This is a genomic window from Streptomyces sp. NPDC014656 (genome assembly GCF_043084305.1).
GTDB lineage: Bacteria > Actinomycetota > Actinomycetes > Streptomycetales > Streptomycetaceae > Streptomyces.
On sequence record NZ_JBIBZN010000010.1, the window covers coordinates 15,260 to 35,867 of the forward strand.

General features: G+C 75.7%; 17 protein-coding genes. 5 read left to right on the forward strand and 12 right to left on the reverse strand.

The annotated features are described in order from the left end of the window. Positions 1–26: 26 nt before the first annotated feature. Positions 27–404, reverse strand: a complete 378-nt coding sequence (locus tag ACF1ED_RS22235; protein WP_391763004.1) for an STAS domain-containing protein — start codon at positions 402–404, stop codon at positions 27–29. Between the two features lie 209 nt (positions 405–613). Between ACF1ED_RS22235 and ACF1ED_RS22240 the strand changes: the two genes are divergently transcribed. The 3 genes from ACF1ED_RS22240 to ACF1ED_RS22250 all read left to right on the forward strand — a co-directional run bounded on the left by ACF1ED_RS22240 (position 614) and on the right by ACF1ED_RS22250 (position 5,054). Beyond that, positions 614–1,507: an RNA polymerase sigma factor SigF gene (locus tag ACF1ED_RS22240; RefSeq protein WP_391763006.1), complete on the forward strand. Its 894-nt coding sequence runs from the start codon at positions 614–616 to the stop codon at positions 1,505–1,507. Positions 1,508–1,737: 230 nt separating this feature from the next. Continuing rightward, positions 1,738–2,937: a DegT/DnrJ/EryC1/StrS family aminotransferase gene (locus ACF1ED_RS22245; RefSeq protein WP_391763008.1), complete on the forward strand. Its 1,200-nt coding sequence runs from the start codon at positions 1,738–1,740 to the stop codon at positions 2,935–2,937. Then, positions 2,934–5,054, forward strand: coding sequence for a lipopolysaccharide biosynthesis protein (locus ACF1ED_RS22250; RefSeq protein ID WP_391763010.1), 2,121 nt, complete (start codon positions 2,934–2,936; stop codon positions 5,052–5,054). The genes ACF1ED_RS22245 and ACF1ED_RS22250 overlap by 4 nt, the downstream gene beginning before the upstream one ends. Here the strand turns inward: ACF1ED_RS22250 and ACF1ED_RS22255 are convergent. The 11 genes from ACF1ED_RS22255 to hutU all read right to left on the reverse strand — a co-directional run bounded on the left by ACF1ED_RS22255 (position 5,051) and on the right by hutU (position 18,310). Further along, complete coding sequence (locus ACF1ED_RS22255; protein WP_391763012.1) at positions 5,051–6,112, reverse strand: glycoside hydrolase family 26 protein; 1,062 nt, start codon at positions 6,110–6,112, stop codon at positions 5,051–5,053. The two genes, ACF1ED_RS22250 and ACF1ED_RS22255, sit on opposite strands and share 4 nt — an antisense overlap. Further along, positions 6,109–6,597 (reverse strand): hypothetical protein, encoded by a 489-nt coding sequence (locus ACF1ED_RS22260; RefSeq protein WP_391763014.1) that lies wholly within the window; start codon positions 6,595–6,597, stop codon positions 6,109–6,111. The genes ACF1ED_RS22255 and ACF1ED_RS22260 overlap by 4 nt, the downstream gene beginning before the upstream one ends. Further along, positions 6,594–8,516 (reverse strand): hypothetical protein, encoded by a 1,923-nt coding sequence (locus ACF1ED_RS22265; protein WP_391763016.1) that lies wholly within the window; start codon positions 8,514–8,516, stop codon positions 6,594–6,596. The genes ACF1ED_RS22260 and ACF1ED_RS22265 overlap by 4 nt, the downstream gene beginning before the upstream one ends. A gap of 133 nt (positions 8,517–8,649) precedes the next feature. After that, positions 8,650–9,441 (reverse strand): polysaccharide deacetylase family protein, encoded by a 792-nt coding sequence (locus ACF1ED_RS22270; RefSeq protein ID WP_391763018.1) that lies wholly within the window; start codon positions 9,439–9,441, stop codon positions 8,650–8,652. Further along, on the reverse strand, positions 9,438–10,697 hold the full coding sequence (locus ACF1ED_RS22275) for a glycosyltransferase (RefSeq protein ID WP_391763508.1): 1,260 nt from the start codon (positions 10,695–10,697) through the stop codon (positions 9,438–9,440). Before ACF1ED_RS22275 ends, ACF1ED_RS22270 begins: the two co-directional genes overlap by 4 nt. A 50-nt stretch (positions 10,698–10,747) precedes the next feature. Further along, positions 10,748–11,839 (reverse strand): GNAT family N-acetyltransferase, encoded by a 1,092-nt coding sequence (locus ACF1ED_RS22280; RefSeq protein ID WP_391763020.1) that lies wholly within the window; start codon positions 11,837–11,839, stop codon positions 10,748–10,750. Between the two features lie 184 nt (positions 11,840–12,023). Further along, positions 12,024–12,773 (reverse strand): hypothetical protein, encoded by a 750-nt coding sequence (locus ACF1ED_RS22285; protein WP_391763022.1) that lies wholly within the window; start codon positions 12,771–12,773, stop codon positions 12,024–12,026. A gap of 84 nt (positions 12,774–12,857) precedes the next feature. Beyond that, complete coding sequence (gene hutI, locus ACF1ED_RS22290) at positions 12,858–14,027, reverse strand: imidazolonepropionase (RefSeq protein ID WP_391763024.1); 1,170 nt, start codon at positions 14,025–14,027, stop codon at positions 12,858–12,860. 64 nt (positions 14,028–14,091) lie between these two features. After that, positions 14,092–15,435 carry a formimidoylglutamate deiminase gene (locus tag ACF1ED_RS22295; RefSeq protein ID WP_391763026.1) on the reverse strand — a complete coding sequence of 448 codons (1,344 nt, stop codon included), beginning with the start codon at positions 15,433–15,435 and terminating at the stop codon, positions 14,092–14,094. Then, a complete protein-coding gene (locus tag ACF1ED_RS22300; RefSeq protein WP_391763510.1) occupies positions 15,426–16,616 on the reverse strand; it encodes an allantoate amidohydrolase in 1,191 nt (396 codons plus the stop codon). The genes ACF1ED_RS22295 and ACF1ED_RS22300 overlap by 10 nt, the downstream gene beginning before the upstream one ends. A gap of 17 nt (positions 16,617–16,633) precedes the next feature. After that, positions 16,634–18,310: a urocanate hydratase gene (gene hutU / locus ACF1ED_RS22305; RefSeq protein WP_391763028.1), complete on the reverse strand. Its 1,677-nt coding sequence runs from the start codon at positions 18,308–18,310 to the stop codon at positions 16,634–16,636. A gap of 380 nt (positions 18,311–18,690) precedes the next feature. Here hutU and ACF1ED_RS22310 point away from each other — a divergent pair, with 380 nt between their 5' ends. Both ACF1ED_RS22310 and ACF1ED_RS22315 read left to right on the forward strand, forming a co-directional pair. Beyond that, positions 18,691–20,079 (forward strand): diaminopimelate decarboxylase, encoded by a 1,389-nt coding sequence (locus ACF1ED_RS22310; protein WP_391763030.1) that lies wholly within the window; start codon positions 18,691–18,693, stop codon positions 20,077–20,079. Between the two features lie 32 nt (positions 20,080–20,111). After that, the gene (locus tag ACF1ED_RS22315) at positions 20,112–20,576 is read left to right on the forward strand and encodes an SRPBCC family protein (RefSeq protein WP_391763032.1); all 465 of its coding nucleotides are present in this window, start codon (positions 20,112–20,114) and stop codon (positions 20,574–20,576) included. Positions 20,577–20,608: the final 32 nt, after the last annotated feature.

The following is a 20,608-nucleotide window of genomic DNA, read 5'->3' on the forward strand; positions in this document are numbered from 1 at the left end:
AGAAGGGGGGCGCGCAGCGGCGGGGGTCAGCCGGAGCCGGGCAGGGCGGTGGCGAGGGTGTCGTGCACGGTGAAGACGGCCTCCGCTCCGGTGATCCGGAAGACCCGGGCCACGGCGGGCCGCATGGCCACCAGGTGGACGGCGCCGCCGGCGGCCTCGGCGCGCAGCCGGGCGCCGAGGAGCACGTTGAGGCCGGTCGAGTCGCAGAAGCCGAGCCCCGCGCAGTCGACGACGAGCAGGACGCGGCCGGCGTCGAGGGCCGCGTCGAGCGGGACGCGCAGGAGTTCGGCGGTGTGGTGATCGAGCTCACCCACCGGCACGAGGAGTTCGGCGCCGCCGTCCACGGTCGTGGCCTCGACCCGCAGGCGCGCGGGCTGCGCGCTGCCGATGTGCTGGCGGTCCATGGCGTGGCCCCCTCCTCGTTCGACTCCGCCGAACCCTACTAGCGGGGCCCCGTTCGGCGCACACGAGCCCACCATAAAACCACCCATAACGGATTATTGCCACTTGCAACGATCGCCGCCGAGCAGGTAGGGCTAGTAGGGAACACCCGATCCAGCCGGCTTTGGAGGCGCCGCACACGCACCCGGACACCCGACCCAGGAGGAGACTCATGTCACCCCGGCTCGACGCCCCGCGCACCCCCACCGCGCCGTCGACACCAGCCCTTCCCCGTCCCACCGACCCCACACCCGCGCTCCCCGCGGCGCTCGACGGCCCGCTCGACAAGGTCGCCCCCGCCGACGCCCGCGCGCTCTCCAAGGACCTCTTCGCCCGGCTCGCCGAGCTGGAGGAGGGCACCCACGAGTACGCGTACGTCCGCAACACCCTCGTCGAGCTCAACCTGGCCCTGGTCCGCTTCGCCGCCTCCCGCTTCGGGACCCGCAGCGAACCCATGGAGGACATCGTCCAGGTCGGCACGATCGGCCTCATCAAGGCCATCGACCGCTTCGAACTCGCCCGCGGGGTCGAGTTCCCCACCTTCGCGATGCCGACCATCATCGGCGAGATCAAGCGCTTCTTCCGCGACACGTCCTGGTCCGTGCACGTCCCCCGGCGCCTCCAGGAGCTCCGGCTCGACCTGGCCCGGGCCGGCGACGCCCTGTCCCAGCGCCTCGACCGGGCGCCCACCGTCGCCGAACTCGCCGCCGAACTCGGCCTGCGCGAGGACGAGGTCGTCGAGGGCATGGCCGCCAGCAACGCCTACACGGCCGCGTCGCTCGACGCCCAGACCGAGGACGACGACCACGGGCAGAACGAGAGCGCCCTCGCCGACCGGCTCGGCTACGAGGACCACGGCCTGACCGGCATCGAGTACATCGCCTCCCTCAAGCCGATGATCGCCTCGCTGCCCGAACGCGAACGGCTCATCCTCTCCCTCCGCTTCGTCACCGGGCTCACCCAGTCGGAGATCGGCACCGAACTCGGCATCTCCCAGATGCACGTGTCCCGGCTGCTCTCCCGCACCCTCGCCCGGCTGCGCCGCGGACTCACCCTGGAGGAATGACCCCCGCGCCGGGCCCCGCCCCGGCCGGCCGCCCCCGCCCGCGGCGATCCGGTGGAATGACCTCCACCGGCCCCCGCGAACCGCCAAGATGGCGACGGAAAGGGCCCGTTCACGGTCTTCGACCCGGACGGGCCCTTCCGCGCGACCACGGAGGGGCGCCGGGCGGGGGCTTGTTGACGGGCCGTCCGGAATGGGCGACATTGAGCCCGGGGACTTGGGGGGAATCTGTCATGGTTTCTGCGTACGCGGACCTGGAGGAAGGCATGCGCGCGCGGCTGGGGGGCCGGGAGTGCCTCTACGTGCCGTCCTGCCGCTTCGGCCTCTACCTCGCGCTCCGCCACTGGTGCCCGCCCGGCGGCCGGGTCCTCATGTCCCCGGTCAACGACGACGTCATCTTCTTCGTGGTGCTCGCCGCCGGCCTCCGGCCCGTCCAGGCGCCGCTCGACCCGCGCGACGGCTCGATCGACCCGGCGGCCGTCCCCGGCTCCGTGTGGTCGGGCCTCTCCGCCGTCCTCACCACCAATCTCTACGGCAACCCCGACCCGGCACCCGCCCTGCGCGAGCGCTGCGACCGGCTCGGCATCCCGCTCCTGGAAGACGCCGCCCACGCCATCGGCTCCACCGTCGGCGGCCGCCCGGTCGGCGCCTGGGGCGACGCCGCCGTCTTCAGCCTCTCCAAGCACACCGGCGCCAAGACCGGCGGCTTCCTCGCCCTCGCCGACCCGGCCCTGCGCGAGGGACTCGCCGCCGAGCGGGACGCGCTGCTCCACCCCTCCCGGGCCACCGGTGAACTCGCCTACCTGGCCCGCCCGTACGCCGAGGCGGCCGCCCGCGCCCTGCGCCTCGCCCGGCCCGCGCACGCCGCCCTGCGCGCCCTCGGACTCCACGAACGGCCCGCCATCCGGATGCCGCTGCGCCCCGACGAACTCGACCGGGCCCTCGGCGCGGCCCCCTCGCTCGACCCCTTCCACTCCTGGGTCCGGGTCGACATGCACGACTACCGGCTCCGCCCCGGCACCGGCCGGCTCGGCCGCACCCGCCGGAAGCTCGCCGCCCTCGACACCGTCCTCGACGCCCACCGCGCCGGCACCGCCCGCCTCCTCGCCAGCGAGTACTCCGCCCAGGGCCTCCCGGCCGACGGCCGGGTCCCGCCGCTGTTCCGGGTGCCGCTCCTCGTCGAGGACCGGGACGCCGCCGTCGCCGCGCTCGCCCGCCGCCGCGTCACCGTCGGCTACCTCTACGACCCGCCGCTCGACGCCTACGCGGGCGAGCGCTTCACCGACCCCTCCCCCGCGCCCGGGCCCGCCGCCTGGTTCGCCCGGCACGCCCTGCCCGCCGACCCGCGCCGCGCCGACGAGGTCCTCGCCGCGCTGCGCGCCTGCGGCGCCCGGCCCGCCGTGCCCTCCCCCGCCCTCGGCGGCGCCCGGTGACCGAGACCGTACGGGCGCGCGGCACCGACCCGGACGCCCCGCCGGCCCCCGGCACCGGGGCCTCCGAGGCGAAGGGCGGCGGCCGGCCCGGCGAGGACTCCGGCGAGGACTCGCTCTTCCGCAACGCCTACGCCCTGATGCTCTCCACCGGCGTCTCCGCCGCCCTCGGCCTCGGCTTCTGGCTGGTCGCCGCCCGCTACTACACGGAGGAGGCCGTCGGCCAGGGCTCCGCCGCCATCGCCGCCCAGCGGATGCTCGCCTCCATCACGGCCACCACCCTCTCCGGCGCGATCGTCCGCTACGTCCCCCGGGCCGGCCGCGCCACCGGACCGCTCGTGGTCCGCCTCTACCTCCTCAGCACGGTCGTGGTGGCCGCCGCCTCCGGGATCTTCCTGCTCACCCTGGACTGGTGGGGACCCTCGTACGCCCCCCTCGGCACCCTCTCCGCCGGGATCTTCTTCACCCTGTCCTCCGTCGGCTGGGCGCTCCTCACCCTCCAGGACGGCGTCCTCACCGGCCTGCGCAAGGCCTTCTGGGTGCCGGTCGGCAACGCCGTCTTCTCCGTCGGCAAGCTGGCGCTGCTCGTCGTCCTCGCCGCCGCCCTGCCCGTCCTCGGCGTCTTCGTCTCCTGGGCGGCGGCCATCGCGCTCTCCACGGTCCCGCTGGCCTGGCTGGTCTTCCGCCGCCTCATCCCCGAGCAGGCCCGCGCCGACGAGGACCGCGAGCCGCCCACGTACCGCGAGATCGGGCGCTTCGTCGCCGGCGACGCCTTCGGCGCCTTCTTCAGCCTGCTCATGATCAGCCTGCTGCCGGTCATGGTCGCCGTCCGCTTCGACGCCGCGTACAACGCCTTCTTCTACACGGCGTACACCGTCGGCGGCACCATGGAGTTCATGGCCATCAACATGGCCTCCTCGCTCACCGCGCACGCCTCCCACAGCCCCGAGTCCCTCGCCGAGGGCGTCCGCGGCGCGCTGCGCCGGATGGTGCTGCTGCTCGTCCCCGTCGTCCTCGTCCTCGTCCTCTTCGCGCCACTGATCCTCGCCCCCTTCGGCCGGGGCTACACCGACAACGGCTCCACGGTGCTGCGGCTGCTCGCCGCCGGGGCGCTGCCCCGGGTCGCCGTCGAGCTGTACATCGGGGTGCTGCGCGTCCAGGGCCGCACCGGGATGCTCGCCGCCGTCCAGGCCGGCATGTGCGTCCTCGTCCTCGGGAGCGCGGCCTTCCTCCTCGGCCCCTTCGGCATCAGCGGCGCCGGGATGGCCGTCCTCGGCGGCATGACCGTGATGGGCCTGGTGTGCGTGCCCGGCCTGCGGGCGGTCCTCAGGGGCCGGGCGAGCGGCGGGCCCGAGCCGACCGCCGCGCGGCCCCCGGCGCCCACCGCCGACAACGACGACGACGGGTACGGCACGCAGTGGGCGCGCCAGTCCGCCTATCTGCGCGGCACGGCGGCGCAGGACACGGTGACCCCGGCGTACGGCATCCCGGTGTACGTCCCCCGGCCGCGCCCGGCCGGGCCCGCCCCCGCCCCGGTGCGCCCCGCCCCGCCGCCGCCTCCCGCCCGCGACCGGTCGGGGCCGGTCCTGTGGGCCCTGCTCGCCGCGGCGGCCGCGGCCTTCTGGCTGCCGCTCGCCGTCGCCGCGCCGCTCGCCACGGCCCGCCTCTCCGGCACGGAGCTGCTCACCGCCCTGCCGGTGCCGACCCTGCTGGCCGCCCTCGTCCTCGTCGCCCTCCAGGGCGTGGCGGTCGCCCCGCGCGCCTTCCGCGGCGGCTACGCGGCGGCCGTGCTCCTCGCCACCTTCCTCGCCCTGCACACCGCCCCGCCGCTCCTGGGCCTGCTCCCGCCGTCCGCCGTCGGCCCCGGCACCGAACTCCTGGGCACGGGACCGGCGCTGTGGGCGGCCCCGATCGTGGCGCAGGCCCTGTGCCTGCTGGTGGCGGCGGCGCTGCTGCGGATCCTGGGGGCCGGCGGCCGGATCACCGCCGGGGCGGTGTGGGTGCTGGTCTGGGCCGGCTGGGCGGCCCAGCAGTCCTTCGCCGCCGCCCCGCTGCCCCTCCTCCTGGGCCTGTCCGGCGTCACGATGGCCGCGTACGCGATCCGGGGGCTGCGTGCCTAGTCCTTCGGCAGCGGCTGGTTGAAGTAGGGGGCCCGGCCGGCGGTGCGGTAGCCGTCGAGGCCCGCGCCGGAGTCGACGGTGAGGTCGCAGCCGGGGCCCGGCACGGGCCGGTTCCAGTGGACGTACGCCTTGGCCTCCGGGAGGGTCGGGGCGACCTCGGGGATCCTCGCGTACCAGTCGCGCTGGCGCTCGGGGTTCTCCGGGTCGGGGGCGGTGGCGAACTCGGCGAGCATGATCGGCTTGCGGTCGGAGACGTTCTCGCGGAGCCAGTCGTAGGTGGGGCGCTGGCTGGCGTCGAAGTCCCGCCAGGTGTCGGTGCCGTGGCAGCGGTAGTAGTTGTACTGGTCCATGCCGATCCAGTCGACGTACCGGTCGCCGGGGTAGAGCCGCTTCATCTCCTCGGCCATGCCGAGGTAGCCGGAGACGGTCCACACCCAGACGACGTTGTCGGCGCCGAGCCTCCGGAAGCGGTCGTGGAGGTGCCGGTAGGCGGCGACGTACTCGGCGGGGGTGCCGGCGCCCTCCTTGATCCGGGCGTCGACCTCCTGGTCGAAGGAGAGGAAGACCTTCTTGCCGTAGGCCTTCACGCGGCGGATCTGCGGGTCGATGATCTCGGCGTCGTACCGTCCGGAGGCGATGTTCCGCCAGCCGAGCTGGGTCTCGGTCCAGCCGGCGTGGTGGGGTTCCTTCCACACGGTGGACTCCCAGGCGAGCATCAGCAGCCGGTCGCGGCCGAGTTCGCGCTCCTCCTCGGTGAGGAGGGTCCCGTCGAGCGCGTTGCCCGACATGTCGTGGTACGTGTACACGAGGTCGAGCCTGCGGCCGGTCTTCCGCTCGAAGGCGTGCACCGGCCGGGTGAGCGAGCCGTCCCGGTCGTAGGGGATGTACGCGCCCCACCAGGCCCCGCAGGGGGCGACGAGGCGGGCGTCGGGGGTGCAGCGGTCGCCGCCCTCGGCGACGGTGGCCCACACCCCTATCCCCGCGGTCAGCGCGCCGACGGCGGCGAGGGCCACCGCGAGCCGGCCGGCGGCCGTGCCCCGGGCGTGCCGCGCGGTCACCGGCCGCCACCGGGCCCTCGTTCACGGGACAGGAAGGACTCGGCGCCCTCGGGCTCGACGGCGCCTCTGGCGGCGGCGGGCAGCGGGAGGCCGGGGAGCAGCGCGGCGACCGTGGTGAACACGGCGAGCGGGAGGAGGAAGGCGGGCACGGAGAATCCTCCGATCAGGAAGAGGAGCGTGGCGGTGAGCGCGGCGAGCGCGAGGCTGAGCGGGGCGGCGAGCGCGAAGGACTCCAGCCGGGCGCCGGGGCGCAGTCCGCGCGGCTGCGGGTGGAGCAGGGCGAGGCCGGGGCCGAGGCAGACGAAGAGGAGGACGGGCGGCCAGCGGAGGACGGAGCCGTCGGGCAGCAGGGTCGCGGCGAGGGCGAGCCAGCCGGAGGCGGCGACGGCCGCTCCGGCCCGGTTCGGGCGGACGGTCCGGAACGGGCGGGCGGCCCGGGGCGCGGCCGGGGCCGGCTCGGGGGGCGTGGTGCGGGGCGTGGTCACGAGGCACCGCCTGCGGTGGTGGGCGACGGGGTGTAGGCGAGGACGATCCCGTAGGGGGACTCCTCGACGGTCTCGAAGAGCGGGGAGGCCGTGAGCCGCTCGCGCAGGAGCGCGAAGCCGCCGGGCGGCAGCAGGCCCTCGCCGGCGGTGTAGACGTCCTGGGTGCGGGTGAGGACGACGTGGGCGGTCACCCCGCGGGGGATGCGGTCGGCGAGGTAGCGCGCGGGATCGGCGAGCATCCGTTCGTTCTCGGGGATCTCCTGCTCGCAGAACCACCAGTGCTCGACCTCGTCGTAGCGGTGCAGGGCCTCCGGGAAGGAGCCGGAGGTGGCGAGGAGCAGCCCGCCGGCCGGCATCCGGTCGATGGCGCGGGTGACGAGCGCGGACTCGGCGGGCGGGGTGTAGTACATGGCGTCCTTGCCGTAGTAGGCGGGCAGGAAGCCGGCGGTGAGGGCGAGCAGGACGGCGGGCAGGGCGACGGCGGTGACGCGGCGGCGGACGACGGCGCCCCGGCTGCGGCGGGCGCCGGCGGCGGCGGGCACGAGCGCGGCGGCGGCGAAGAACGCGGCGCCGGGCAGTCCGAAGAGGTAGACGCGGAAGAGCATCTCGCCGCCGTAGTCGTTGACGGCGAAGAGCGGGAGGGGGGCGGCCGAGGCGAGCAGCAGCGGCAGGGCGCTCCGGGTGAGCCGGCGGCGGGCGAGGACGGCGACCCCGGCGAAGAGGACGACGGCGAGGGCCATGGCGATGCCCGCCTTGCCGGCCAGTTCGGGTCCGGGTCCGGTGAGCTGTCCGGTGTATCCGGCGCGGGAGTTCTGGGTGAGCCGGCCCAGGGAGTCCTTGAGGGTGCCGAGGGTCTCCATGAAGAGCGGGCGGCCCATGGTGAGGTCCCAGGCCAGCATGATCAGGCCGGAGGCGGCGAGCAGGCCGAGGTTGCGGTAGCGGCGGGTGAGGCAGAGGGCCGCCAGGACGACGCAGAGCATCACCGGGGTGAGCTGGTGGACCGCGTTGACCGCCAGGATCAGCGGGGCCAGGACGAGGACGCCGACGGCCCGCTGCCGGGTGCTCGTGGCCGGCGGCACGGCCGCGGCGGCCGGGTCGAGCGCGGCCCGGTCGCGCAGCCGGCCGGCGGTGCCGGGCCGGACGAAGTGGCGCAGGACGACGGCGAGCACGGTCAGGTGGAGGACGTAGGCGAGGCCCTGCGGGGCCAGGTAGTCCTGGCCGACCCAGTTGGCGAGCTGGAAGATCCAGACGGCGGTCCACACCAGCCGCCAGTCCTCGGTGAAGGTGCGGTAGAGCAGCACGAGGACCGGGAGGAGGATCAGGCCGAGGACGATGGGCGCCCAGTTGAGGTAGACGGCCGTGGACTCGACGCCGAAGGCGCGGACGAGCGCGGCGTTGAGGGTGAAGAAGCCGGGCCACTGGTCGTAGGCCGACATGTTCCCGGACAGGGCGGCGTGCGGGCGGAGTTCGCCGGCGCCGAGGAGGGTGTTGACGACGGCGTCGTGCTTGGACGCCCACGGGTAGCGCACCGAGTCGTAGAGCACGGCGGGCGCCGCCTTGAGGGCGACGAGCAGCCCGACGCAGTAGACGAGCGGCCAGCCCGGCGAGGTCCCGGCGCGGCGCAGTGCCACCAGGAAGCCCGCGGTGAGGACGGCGAGGGAGGCGTAGAAGGGGACGGGCAGCCGGTCGAGGAGCCCGTAGTCGTCCATGGAGCGGAAGTCGACCAGCGGCAGCGAGAGCCCCCACAGGCCGAGGCCGAGCACCAGCAGGGCCGGGGGCAGCCAGGTGGGGGCGGCGGTGCGGCGCGGGCGCGCGCCGGCCGGGTCCGCGGGGCCGCCGCCCTCCCGGTCGGGGGCGGCGGGCTGCGCCGGCACGGTCCCCTCGCTCACCGGTGCCGGCTCCTGGTGGTGCTGTCGCACGACGCGTTCTCCCCCCACTGTCCCCTCGACGAGGCAAGGGAACGTACTTCGCTTCTGTTCGGCGGCACAACTCCCGTCTCGCGCACGGGGTTTGTCGATCTTGGCCCGGCTCCGTCCGCCCGGTGCCGGCGGGTCAGCCCGCGAACTCCGGGCCCTTCACCAGGGCGCGGGTCCTGCGGTAGAGCCGCCAGCCGACGGTGGCCGGCGAGTCGGGGTACGGGGCGACGCGGGCGCCCCCGCCGTCCATCCACGCCTCGACGTCGGCGGTGGTGTGGTCGCGGCGGACGATGAGCCGGGCGATCCGGAACGGTTCGTCGGACGCGGAGCTGAGGGCGTGCCGGACGGCGACGGCGGAGGCGTAGCCGGCGGCCCGGGCGGCACGGCGGACGGCCGGGCTGTTGTAGCCGTGCGGGTAGGCGAGGTGGCGGACCTCGTGGCCGAGGACGTCCTCCAGCTCGGCCTTGGGTTCGGTGAGTTCGCGGCGGAGCGCGGCGGGGCGGAGGGTGTCGAGCTGGGGGTGGCTGAGGGTGTGGGCGCCGACCTCCATGCCGTACTCCTCCAGGCGGGGGGCCTGCGCCAGGGTCATCATCGGCGCGGGCGGCAGCAGGCACGGCCGGCCGGGGGCGAGGGCGCCGGTGGTGAGGTAGGCGGTGGCGGGCAGGGAGCGGGCGGCGAGCGCCTCGGCGGTGGGGCCGGCGAGGTCGGCGAAGCCGTCGTCGAAGGTGAGGACGACGGGCCGGGGCGGCAGCGGGGTGCCGGCGGTGAGGTGCCCGACGAGCGCGCCGACGGTGAGCGGGGTGCGGCCGCTGCCGGTGATCACGTCCAGGTGGGCGGCGAACCGCCGGGGCGTGACGGTGAATTCGGCGATCCAGGCGGGCGGGTCGTCCATCACGGGGTGGTAGAGGAGGACGGGTACGCGGGTCATCGGGAGGCCCCCCGGGAGAGTCGCGCCCTGAGGTAGCCGACCGGGCCGTAGAGCATGCCGCGCCGCTCCAGCCGGGAGAGGGAGGCGGGCCACGGGTGGTGCCGGGTGCCGTGCGCTCCGGGCACGCCGTCGCCGCCGCCCGCGCCGCGCTCGGCGGTCATCGTCCGGGCGTGGGCGAGGCCGCGCGGGAGGCGGGCGAGGAGGGCGGGCAGCAGGGCGGGGCGGCGGACCAGGGTGGCGGTGAGGTACGCGGTGAGGCCGGCGCCGTAGCCGTACGCCTGGTTCTCCAGGTCCCGCCAGGTCTCGCGGTGGTGGTGCCAGACGAGGGCGTCGGGCGTGTAGCGGAGCCGGTGCCCGGCGGCGAGGACGGCGACGAAGGCGTACAGGTCGTCGCCGCCCTTCGCCGGGGTGCCGGTGCCGGTGGCCGGGTCGAAGCCGCCCGCGCGGCGGAGCGCGGAGGCCCGGAAGGCCATGTTGGCTCCGGAGCCGAAGCTGCCGGCCGTGAAGGGGAAGAGGGGCTCGTCGGCGGGCGGGCGGGCGGGGTCGTACAGCCGGGGCGCGAAGCCCTTGGCGAAGCCGCCGTGGGATTCGAGGAGGACCTGCGCGGGGGTGGTGAGCCGGGCGGGCAGGATCAGGCCGGTGACGCAGCCGAGGCCGGGGTCGGCGGCGAAGGGCGCGGCGAGGGCGCCCAGCCAGCGCGGGTCGGCGATCACGTCGTCGTCGGTGAAGGCCAGGACCTCGCCCCCGGCGGCGGCGACCCCGGCGTTGTGGGCGGCGGCGAGTCCGGGGCGGTCCTCGCGGACGTAGCGGACGCGGCCCGCGTACGCCCCGGTGACCAGGTCACGGGTGGCGGTGGTGCGGGGGGCGTTGTCGACGACGATCAGTTCGTGGTCGGGGTGGTCCTGGGCGAGGAGGGAGTCGAGCGCGCGGGCGAGGGAGTCGGGGCGCTCGCGGGTGGCGACGACGACGGAGGCGGGGGGCGGGGCGGTCTCCGGGGCCGGGGCCCCGGCCGCCGCGAGCCGTTCGGCGTCGGTCCGGGGAGCGGCGCTGTCCGCCAGGCGCTTCGCCGCGAGCACGGCCAGGACCTCCGCCGGGTCCTCGCCGTCCTCGTAGCGGCCCAGGACGGTGGCGGCGGGCCGGCCGGCCACCCGGACGAGGGCGTAGACGTCGCCGGGGACGGGCGCGGGGGCGCCGGGGGCGGGGCGGAAGGCCACGGGGGTGCCGGACGCGTCGAGGTCCAGCTCCGCTACGGCCATCGGTGACTGCTGGTTCAACGGGGTTCTCCCGGGGGCGTCGCGCTCACGTGCTAGCGGTCGCCGCGCAGGGCGGCGACGGTGTTCAGGGCCTGGCGGGCGCGGGCCGCGAGGGCGGGGCGGGCGCGGACGTAGGCGTGGGCCGCGCGGACCGGCTCGCGCCGCAGCCAGTGCAGGGCGGTGCGCGGGTCGCGGCGGGTGACGGCCCCCTCGTACACGGTGAGTTCGCCGGTCTTGAGGGAGTCCTTGTACTCGGCGGCGCCCCGCCCGAGGTCGAGCATCCCGATGCCGGCCTCCGCCGCGCCCCCGGCCATCCGCAGGTGGAGGACGAGGCCCGGGGAGTACTTGGCGAACTCGGGGTCGTAGGCGGGGAACCAGCAGGACAGCACGGTCGCCGAGCGCAGCCCGAAGTGGGCGGCGACCGGGCGGTCGCCGGCGTACAGCACGGACAGGACGCCGGAGCAGCCGGGCGCGCGCTGGGCGTGCAGGCGGCGGACCAGGCTGCTGATCCACTCCTGGGCGAAGCGGTCGCCGCGGCCGGTCCTGCGGTACTGCGCGGACTTCCACTCCATCAGGGTGCGCAGGGCGGCCGGGTCGCGCTCGTCGAAGACGAAGCGGAGCTCCCCGCCGGTCCGCCGGGCCAGCTTGCGGTCCTTGGCGAGGGTGGTCCTGAGGAACTTGGGCGACTGGACGCGCAGCAGCGCCTCGTACGCCGCGTACCCCTCGCCGACGTCGATGACGGGCGAGGCGAAGGACTCGTCGGCGGCGCCCTCGAAGACCGGCTGCCCGGTCTCCAGGTTGTCGTACTCCCAGAAGACCAGCCCGCAGGCCCGCAGCAGCGCCTGGGGGCCGGGCCGCAGCCCGGGCCGGAAGATCCCGCCCTGGCTGTCGGAGACGCCGAAGCCGATGGCCCGGCCGCGCCCCAGCGGGCCCTTCTCGTACGGGAAGAAGCCGACCGGTTCGCCGTCCTCCCACCACACCGCGACCCGGGAGCGGGGCCGCACGGCCCCGACGGCCAGGGTGAACTCCGGCTCCATGAACGGATTCGCGGGGGCGCCGGACTTGGCCCTCAGCTCCCGCCACGCCTCGATCTCGCGCTCGCCCAGCTCCCCCGGCCGCACGATCCGCACCCGCCACGCACTCACCTAGCCGACCCCCCGGTCGTTCCCGGTCATCCCCCGAGCACTGCCGGGACAGGACGCTACCGGTCCGAACCCCTCCCCTGCAGGCATACTCGCCCTTTCGACCACGGAGGGGAGCTTCGGCACACAAGAGGCTTGTGGGGCGCGGGCGTTCGGCGGCCCGCTCCTCCTGGCGGCGCCGTAGCGGTCAGGCCGTGCCGGTGCGGCGGATCTCGGTGATGTCCGGGCCGCCCGGGAGCGGGGCGCCGAAGGCGTCGACGCGGACGCCGGTGGCGGTGGCGGTGACCTCCAGGGCGAGGTTGTCGTTCGGGGAGAGGTCACGGAGGTCGATCCGGACCCGGAGGGCGCCGCCGCCGGGCATCCGGTGGACGTTCTCCGGCAGGTAGTCGACGCCGGCCAGCGCCTTCCGCAGCGCGGCCTCGTCGGCCGGGGCGCCCCCGGCGAAGGCCCCGCGGACGCGGTCGGCGTGCGCGTCGGCGGCGCACCGGTCGACCTCGTTCAGGGGCACCTCGTCGTACGGGACGGTCGCCTCGGGGCCGGGCGGCGGCGGCAGGTCCGAGGGGAGCTCGACGGGCACGTCGGCGGGGGGCGACGGTACGGGGGGAACCGGGGGCGTCCCCGTCGCCGGCTCCGCGAGGCCGGAGACCTCCGGCAACGGCGGCAGCTCCATCGCGGTGCCGGGGGCGCAGGTGTTCGTGATGCGGACGGCGATCGCCTGGGCCCGCACGATCGGGTCGGGGTGTCTCTCCAGGTCCTTGCCGGAGACCATGCGCGGCGACGGGGTGGCGGTCACGGCCGCGGCGGGCTTCGCCGCGACGGGACCGGCCCCGGCGGGACCGCCGCCGGTGGTCTGCGTGCCGCAGGCGGTCAGGCTCAGCGCGCCGAGGGCGGCGGCGGACAGGGCGAGGGTCTTCAGGAGGCGCTTCGGAGTGGACATGCCGGAATCATGCGGGCGGGCCGGGACCGCCCACATGAGTACGCCTACTCAACGCCCCTTGCGTACCGTCCGGTTGCCCGTGCGTCACACGACGCGGACGCCCCCGCGCCAGACCTCCGTCACCAGCGGCACGCCCGGCCGGTAGGCCAGGTGGACGTGGGAGGGGGCGTCGAGGACGGTGAGGTCCGCGCGGGCGCCGGGCGAGAGGCGGCCGACGTCGGTGCGGCGGAGGGCCGCCGCACCGCCCGCCGTGGCGGACCAGACGGCCTCGTCGGGGGTCATGCCCATGTCCCGGACGGCGAGGGCGACGCAGAAGGGCACGGAGGAGGTGAAGGAGGAGCCCGGGTTGCAGTCCGTGGAGAGGGCGACCGTCACGCCCGCGTCCAGCAGGCGGCGGGCGTCCGGCCACTGCGCGCGGGTGGAGAACTCGGCGCCGGGCAGGAGGGTCGCGACCGTGTTCCCCGAGGCCAGGGCGTCCACGTCGGCGTCGGTGAGGTGGGTGCAGTGGTCGGCGCTCGCCGCGTCCAGTTCGACCGCGAGCTGGACGCCGGGGCCGTACGAGAGCTGGTTGGCGTGGATCCTGGGGAGGAGGCCCTTCGCCTTGCCCGCGGTGAGGATCGCGCGGGCCTGGTCGCCGTCGAAGGCGCCCTCCTCGCAGAAGACGTCCACCCAGCGGGCGTGCGGGGCGCAGGCGTCGAGCATCGGGCCGGTGACCAGGTCGACGTAGGCCGCCGGGTCGTCGGCGTGCTCGGGGGCCACGATGTGGGCGCCGAGGTACGTGACCTCGTCGGTGTGCTCGGCCGCGATCCGCAGGGCGCGGGCCTCGTCCTCGACGGTCAGGCCGTAGCCGGACTTGGTCTCGAAGGTGGTGGTGCCCTGGCGGAGCGCCTCCCGCATGAACCGGGCCACGTTCGCCGACAGCTCGGCGTCCGTCGCGGCGCGGGTGGCGGCGACGGTGGTGCGGATGCCGCCGGCCTTGTAGGGCTGCCCGGACATGCGGGCGTTGAACTCGGCGGTGCGGTCGCCCGCGAAGACGAGGTGCGAGTGGGAGTCGACGAAGCCGGGGAGGACGGCGCGGGCGCCGGCGTCGACGCGGTGGTCGGCGGCCGGCGCCCCGGCGGCCGGGCCCGCCCAGGCGACGCGGTCGCCGTCCAGGACGAGGGCGGCGTTCTCGATCAGGCCGAGGGGCCCGTCGCCGAGCGCGGGGTCGTTGGTGACCAGGCTGCCGATGTTGGTGATGACCGTGGTCGTCATGGGTGCTCTCCGGTAGGGGCGGTTCGGGTGCGGGCCGGACCCGGCGGGGGCGGTCGGACAGGCCCTAGTTCCGCAGGGCGGCGATCGCGTCCGCCAGGGCGCCCGCCACGTCCGGTACGGAGACGTGGGCGCCGTCGCGGACGATCGTCCGGCCGCCGGCCACCACGTTCCGGACGTCCGCCGCGCTCGCCGCGAAGACGGCCGTCTCCGGGGCCAGGCGCGGGACCGGTCCGGCGGTGCGGACGGTGTCGAGCGCGATCGTGGTGAAGTCGGCGAGGGCTCCCGGCTCCAGGGCGCCGGCGTCGGCCCATCCGAGGGCGGCGTGGCCGTCGGCGGAGGCGGCGCGGAGCAGCGCGGCGGCCGTCCAGTGGCCCCGGATGTGGGTGCGCAGCCGCTCGTTCAGCTCCATGGCACGCGCCTCCTCCAGGAGGTCGATGACGGCGTGGCTGTCGCTGCCGAGGGAGAGCGGGGAGCCGGCCTTCTGGAGGGCGACGGCGGGGCCGATGCCGTCGGCGAGGTCGCGTTCCGTCGTGGGGCACATGCAGGTGCCGGTGGAGGTGGAGCCGACGAGCGCGATGTCGGCGTCGGTCATGTGGGTGTTGTGGACGCCGGTGGTGCGCGGGCCGAGGACGCCGTGGTCGGCGAGGAGCCGGGTCGGGGTGACGCCGTGGGCGGCGTGGCACGCCTCGTTCTCGGCGGTCTGCTCGGAGAGGTGGACGTGGAGCGGGGCGCGCCGTTCCTCGGCCCAGCGGGCGACCGTGGACAGCTGGTCGGCGGGGACGGCCCGGACGGAGTGGATCGCGGCCCCGATCCGTACGCCGTCCCGGTCCTTGAGGGCCGAGACGCGCTCCGCCCACTTCTCGGCGGTGCCGTCGGAGAAGCGGAGCTGGTGGTGGTCGGGGGCGGCGCCGAAGCCGGCGGAGAGGTAGGCGGTGTCGAGGAGGGTGATCCGGACGCCCGCCTCGCGGGCGGCGGCGATCAGGGCCTCGCCCATGGCGTTGGGGTCGTCGTAGGGGGTGCCGCCGGGGGCGTGGTGGAGGTAGTGGAACTCGCCGACGGCGGTGATGCCGGCGAGCGCCATCTCCGCGTAGACGGCCCGGGCGAGCGCGAAGTAGCCGTCCGGGGTGAGCCGCTGGGCGACGGCGTACATGACCTCGCGCCAGGTCCAGAAGGTTCCGGAGCCGACCTGGACGGTGCCGCGCAGGGCGCGGTGGAAGGCGTGCGAGTGGGCGTTCGCCAGGCCCGGGACCGTGAAGCCGCGCAGCACGACCGCGCCGGGCGGCGGGGTGTCCGCTCCGGTGCGGACGGCGGCGATCCGGCCGTCGGCGGACACGTCCAGGGCGACGCCCGGCTCGGCGTGGGTGCCGAGCCAGGCGTGTTCCAGCCAGTACGTCGTCGTCAGCGGCACGCCAGGTCCTCCAGTACGTCGGCGAGGGCGCGGACCCCGGCCACGCAGTCGTCCTCGGCCGCGGACTCGGCCGGGGAGTGCGAGACGCCGGTGGGGTTGCGTACGAACAGCATGGCGGTCGGGACCGACGCGGAGAGGATTCCGGCGTCGTGTCCCGCGCCGGTGCCGAGGACGGGCGTCTTCTCCCCGAGGATCCGGACGAGCTCGTCGCGGAGCGCGTGCTCGAACTCGACGACCGGGGTGAAGGACTCGCGGACGACGGCGAGGTCGATGCCGTGCTGCGCCGCGTGGTCGCGGGCGGCGGTCTCGACGCCGGTGACGACCGCGTCCAGGGACTCCTGGTCGGCGGCGCGGGCGTCGAGCCAGCCGCGGACCAGGGACGGGATGGCGTTGACGCCGTTGGGCTCGACCGCGATCTTGCCGAAGGTGGCGACGGCGCCCGCGAGTTCGGCCTCGCGCCGGGCGGCGAGGACGGTCTCGGCGTACGTCAGCATGGGGTCGCGCCGGTCGACGAGCCGGGTGGTGCCCGCGTGGTTGGCCTCGCCCGCGAAGTCGTAGCGCCAGCGGCCGTGCGGCCAGATGGCGGAGGCGATGCCGACGGCGTCGCCGGACAGGTCGAGGGCACGGCCCTGCTCGACGTGGAGCTCGACGAAGGCGCGGACGCGGCCGAGCCGCTCCGGGTCGGCGCCGATCGCGTCCGGGTCGTGTCCCGCCGCCTCCATGGCCCGCGGCAGGGAGACGCCGTCGGCGTCGCGGAGCTCGTACGCCTTCTCCTTGGTCAGCTGACCGGAGGTGAGGCGGGAGCCGACGCAGGCGAGGCCGAAGCGGGCACCCTCCTCGTCGCCGAAGTTGACGATGGCCAGGGGCCGCTTGAACGAGACGCCGCGGGCGCGGAGTTCGTCGAGGGCGGCGAAGGCGGAGACGACGCCGAGGGGGCCGTCGAAGGCGCCGCCGTCGGGGACGGAGTCGAGGTGGGAGCCGGTGACGACGGCGTCGCCCGCGGTGGGGTCGCCGAGCCAGGCCCACTGGTTGCCGTTGCGGTCGGTCTCGACGTCCAGGCGGCGGGCCTCGGCCTGCATCCGGAACCAGAGCCGGCAGTCGGCGTCGGCGTCCGTCCAGGCGTAGCGGCGGTAGCCGCCCGAGGCGGCGCTGCGGCCGAGGGGCCGCAGCGACCGCCACATGGCGTGGAAGCTCTCGCTCACGCGGACGCCTCGTCGCCGGAGCCCTCGCGCATGGGGACGCGGACGCCCTTCTCGTCGGCGACGCGCTCGGCGATGTCGTAGCCGGCGTCGACGTGCCGGATGACGCCCATGCCGGGGTCGTTGGTGAGCACGCGGCGGATCTTCTCGCCGGCGAGCTCGGTGCCGTCGGCGACGGAGACCTGGCCGGCGTGGATGGAGCGGCCCATGCCGACGCCGCCGCCATGGTGGATGGAGACCCAGGAGGCGCCGGAGGCGACGTTGACCATGGCGTTGAGCAGCGGCCAGTCGGCGATGGCGTCGGAGCCGTCGAGCATGGCCTCGGTCTCGCGGTACGGGGAGGCGACCGAGCCGCAGTCGAGGTGGTCGCGGCCGATGGCGAGGGGGGCGGCGAGGGTGCCGTTGCCGACCATGTCGTTGAACATGTCGCCGGCCTTGTCGCGCTCGCCCTGGCCGAGCCAGCAGATGCGGGCGGGCAGGCCCTGGAAGTGGACGCGCTCGCCGGCCATCTTGATCCAGCGGTGCAGGGACTCGTTCTCCGGGAAGAGGTCGAGGATCGCCTTGTCCGTCTTGTGGATGTCGCTCGCCTCGCCGGAGAGGGCGGCCCAGCGGAAGGGGCCCTTGCCCTCGCAGAAGAGGGGGCGGATGTAGGCGGGGACGAAGCCGGGGAAGGCGAAGGCGCGGTCGTAGCCGGCCAGCTGGGCCTCGCCGCGGATCGAGTTGCCGTAGTCGAAGACCTCGGCGCCGGCGTCCATGAAGCCGACCATGGCCTCGACGTGCTTGGCCATCGACTCGCGGGCGCGGGTGGTGAAGCCGGCCGGGTCCTTGGCGGCGGCGTCGGCCATGTCCTCGAAGGCGACGCCGACCGGGAGGTAGGACAGCGGGTCGTGGGCGGAGGTCTGGTCCGTCACGATGTCGATCGGGGCGCCCTCGGCGAGCATCCGCGGGAGCAGCTCGGCGGCGTTGCCGAGGAGGCCGATGGAGAGCGGGCGGCGGGCGTCGCGGGCCTCGACGGCGAGCCGGAGGGCGTGGGCGAGGTCGTCGGCCTTGACGTCCAGGTAGCGGTGCTCGATGCGGCGCTCGATGGCGCGCGGGTCGACGTCGACGCAGATGGCGACGCCGTCGTTCATCGTGACGGCGAGGGGCTGGGCGCCGCCCATGCCGCCGAGGCCGGCGGTGAGGGTGATGGTGCCGGCCAGGGTGCCGCCGAACCTCTTCGCGGCGACGGCGGCGAAGGTCTCGTAGGTGCCCTGGAGGATGCCCTGGGTGCCGATGTAGATCCAGGAGCCGGCGGTCATCTGGCCGTACATGGTGAGGCCGAGGTGCTCCAGGCGGCGGAACTCCTCCCAGTTGGCCCAGTCGCCGACCAGGTTGGAGTTGGCGAGGAGGACGCGGGGGGCCCACTCGTGGGTCCGCATGACGCCGACGGGGCGGCCGGACTGGACGAGCATCGTCTCGTCCTGCTTGAGGGTGCGCAGGGTGCGGACCATGGCGTCGAAGGAGCGCCAGTCGCGGGCGGCCTTGCCGGTGCCGCCGTAGACGACGAGCTTGTCGGGGTGCTCGGCGACCTCGGGGTCCAGGTTGTTCTGGAGCATCCGGAGGGCGGCCTCCTGCTGCCATCCCAGGGCGCTCAGTTCCGTACCGCGGGCCGCTCGCACGGGGCGGGGTCCTGACATGGCGGTGCCTCCTCGAATGTCGTTCAGATATTCACATCCTGACTTGCTGAATAGTTGTAGTCAACAGGGCGCGTCCCCCGACCCGGCGGACGACCCCCTCCCCTACCGCCGAACCGGCCGTACGCCCCACGGGGCCGGGCGTCGGTACGCCCCCGAGCCGGGCGTCGGTACGCCCCGGGGCCCTGGCGTCGGTACGCCCCGGGGGCCCTGGCGTCGGTACACCCCCGGGGCCCGGCCTCGGTACGCCCCCGGACCGAACCGTCCGTACGCCCCCGGGCCGGGCCCCGTACCCCCGGACCGAACCGGGGCCCCCGTGCGCCCCGGACCGAGCCCCCGTACGCCCCCGTGACGCCCCGCGCCCGCGCCGCCAGGATGGGCCCATGGCCTCCTACCGCCGCGATCTCGCCGTCCGAGCCGCCGTCGCCCAGGGACTCCTCGCCACGGGAGCCCCGGAAGCCCCCGGAGCCACGGGAACCCCTGGGGCCCCGGGAACTCCCGGCACCCCCGGCACCCCCGGCGCCCCCGTCGTCGCCCTCCTCGACACCGCCGGCATCCGCGCCTCCGCCGCCGCCCTGACCGGCGCCTTCGCCGCCGTCAGCCGGGGCGAGGTGCTGCACGCCTTCGCCGTGAAGGCGTGCCCGCTCGTGCCCGTCCTGCGCCTCCTCGCCGACGCCGGGATCGGCGCCGAGGTGGCCAGCCCCGGCGAGCTGGCCCTCGCCCGCGCCGCCGGGCTGCCCCCGTCCCGCACCGTCCTCGACTCGCCCGCCAAGACGCCCGCCGAGCTCCGCGAGGCCCTCGCCCTCGGCATCGCGGTCAACGCCGACAACCTCCAGGAACTGGCCCGGATCGACGCCCTGGCCGCCTCCGCGCCCACGTCCTCGCCGCTCGGCCTCCGGGTCAACCCGCAGATCGGCGCCGGGACCATCGGCGCCCTCTCCACCGCCACCGCCAGCTCCAAGTTCGGCGTCGCGCTCCGCGACGAGGGCGCCCGCGAGGCCGTCGTCCAGGCGTACCTGGACCGCCCCCGGCTCACCCGGCTGCACACCCACACCGGCTCCCAGGGCGTGCCGCTCACCCTGATGGCGCAAGGGGTGCGGGCCGCGTACGAACTCGCCGAGGAGATCAACGCCAAGGCGGGCCGCCGGCAGGTCGACACCCTCGACATCGGCGGCGGCCTCCCGGTGAACTTCTCCTCCGACGAGGAGACCCCCACCTACGCCGACTACGCCCGGCTGCTCGCCGCCACCGTCCCCGGCCTCCTCGACGGCCGCTACCGCCTGGTCACCGAGTTCGGGCGCTCCCTGCTCGCCAAGCACGGCACGGTCCTCGCCCGCGTCGAGTACACCAAGACCTCCGGCGGCCGCCCCATCGCCGTCACCCACGCCGGCGTGCAGCTCGCCACCCGCACCGTCTACGCCCCCGAGGCCTGGCCGCTGCGGATCCTCGCGTACGACTCCGAGGGCCGCCCCCGGGCCGGCGGGGTCACCGTCCAGGACGTGGCGGGCCCCGCCTGCTTCGCCGGCGACCTGCTCGCCACCGGCCGCGCGCTGCCGCTGCTCCACCCGGGCGACGTGGTCGCGGTCCCGGACACCGGCGCGTACGCCTTCGCCCACCACTACGCCTACAACAGCCTGCCCCGCCCCGCCGTGCACGGCTTCACCCTCGCCGGCGACGGCACGGTCTCCTTCGTGACCGTCCGCCCCGCGCAGACCCCGCGGGAGATCGTCGCCGAGGCGGGCGGCGCGCACGCCGACGCCCTCGTCCGGTAGCGGCGGACCGGGACAGCCCCTTCGATGGAGCCATGACCACCACCACCGTCGTCGTCGAGCGCCGGGTCGCCGCCTCGCCCGGCCGCGTCTGGGAGTCGATCACCGACCTGCCGGACCTGCCCCGGGTGCTGTCCGGCGTCCAGCGGGTCGAGGTGCTCACCGAGGGCGGCTTCGGCGTGGGCACCCGCTGGCGGGAGACGCGGAGGATGCTGGGCAAGGAGGCCACGGAGGAGATGACCGTCACCGAGTGCGAGCCGCCCGACCGGTACGTGACGGTCGCCGACTCGCACGGCACGCACTACGTCTCCGAGCTCTCGCTGCGCGCCGACGGGCCGGAGGCCAGCGTGCTGCGGATGACCTTCTCCGCCCGGCCGGCGCACGGCCGCCGGCGGAGCCCGGTGGCCCGCCTCCTCGCCCGCTTCGGCGCCAGGGCCGTCTCCAAGGCGCTCGCGAAGGACCTGGACGAGCTCGCGCGGGCGGTCGAGAGCCACTACTGACGGCGTCCGCCGGACGCCTCCCTATCCGATTC

Excerpts from the sequence above, each read along its gene's own strand:
- ACF1ED_RS22300 (WP_391763510.1), bottom strand. The coding sequence starts at position 16,616 with ATGTGGCGGTCGCTGCGGCCCCTCGGCCGCAGCGCCGCCTCGGGCGGC.
- ACF1ED_RS22245 (WP_391763008.1), top strand. The coding sequence starts at position 1,738 with ATGGTTTCTGCGTACGCGGACCTGGAGGAAGGCATGCGCGCGCGGCTG.
- ACF1ED_RS22285 (WP_391763022.1), bottom strand. The coding sequence starts at position 12,773 with ATGTCCACTCCGAAGCGCCTCCTGAAGACCCTCGCCCTGTCCGCCGCC.
- ACF1ED_RS22240 (WP_391763006.1), top strand. The coding sequence starts at position 614 with ATGTCACCCCGGCTCGACGCCCCGCGCACCCCCACCGCGCCGTCGACA.
- hutI (WP_391763024.1), bottom strand. The coding sequence starts at position 14,027 with ATGACGACCACGGTCATCACCAACATCGGCAGCCTGGTCACCAACGAC.
- ACF1ED_RS22310 (WP_391763030.1), top strand. The coding sequence starts at position 18,691 with ATGGCCTCCTACCGCCGCGATCTCGCCGTCCGAGCCGCCGTCGCCCAG.
- ACF1ED_RS22270 (WP_391763018.1), bottom strand. The coding sequence starts at position 9,441 with ATGACCCGCGTACCCGTCCTCCTCTACCACCCCGTGATGGACGACCCG.
- ACF1ED_RS22315 (WP_391763032.1), top strand. The coding sequence starts at position 20,112 with ATGACCACCACCACCGTCGTCGTCGAGCGCCGGGTCGCCGCCTCGCCC.
- hutU (WP_391763028.1), bottom strand. The coding sequence starts at position 18,310 with ATGTCAGGACCCCGCCCCGTGCGAGCGGCCCGCGGTACGGAACTGAGC.
- ACF1ED_RS22235 (WP_391763004.1), bottom strand. The coding sequence starts at position 404 with ATGGACCGCCAGCACATCGGCAGCGCGCAGCCCGCGCGCCTGCGGGTC.
- ACF1ED_RS22275 (WP_391763508.1), bottom strand. The coding sequence starts at position 10,697 with ATGGCCGTAGCGGAGCTGGACCTCGACGCGTCCGGCACCCCCGTGGCC.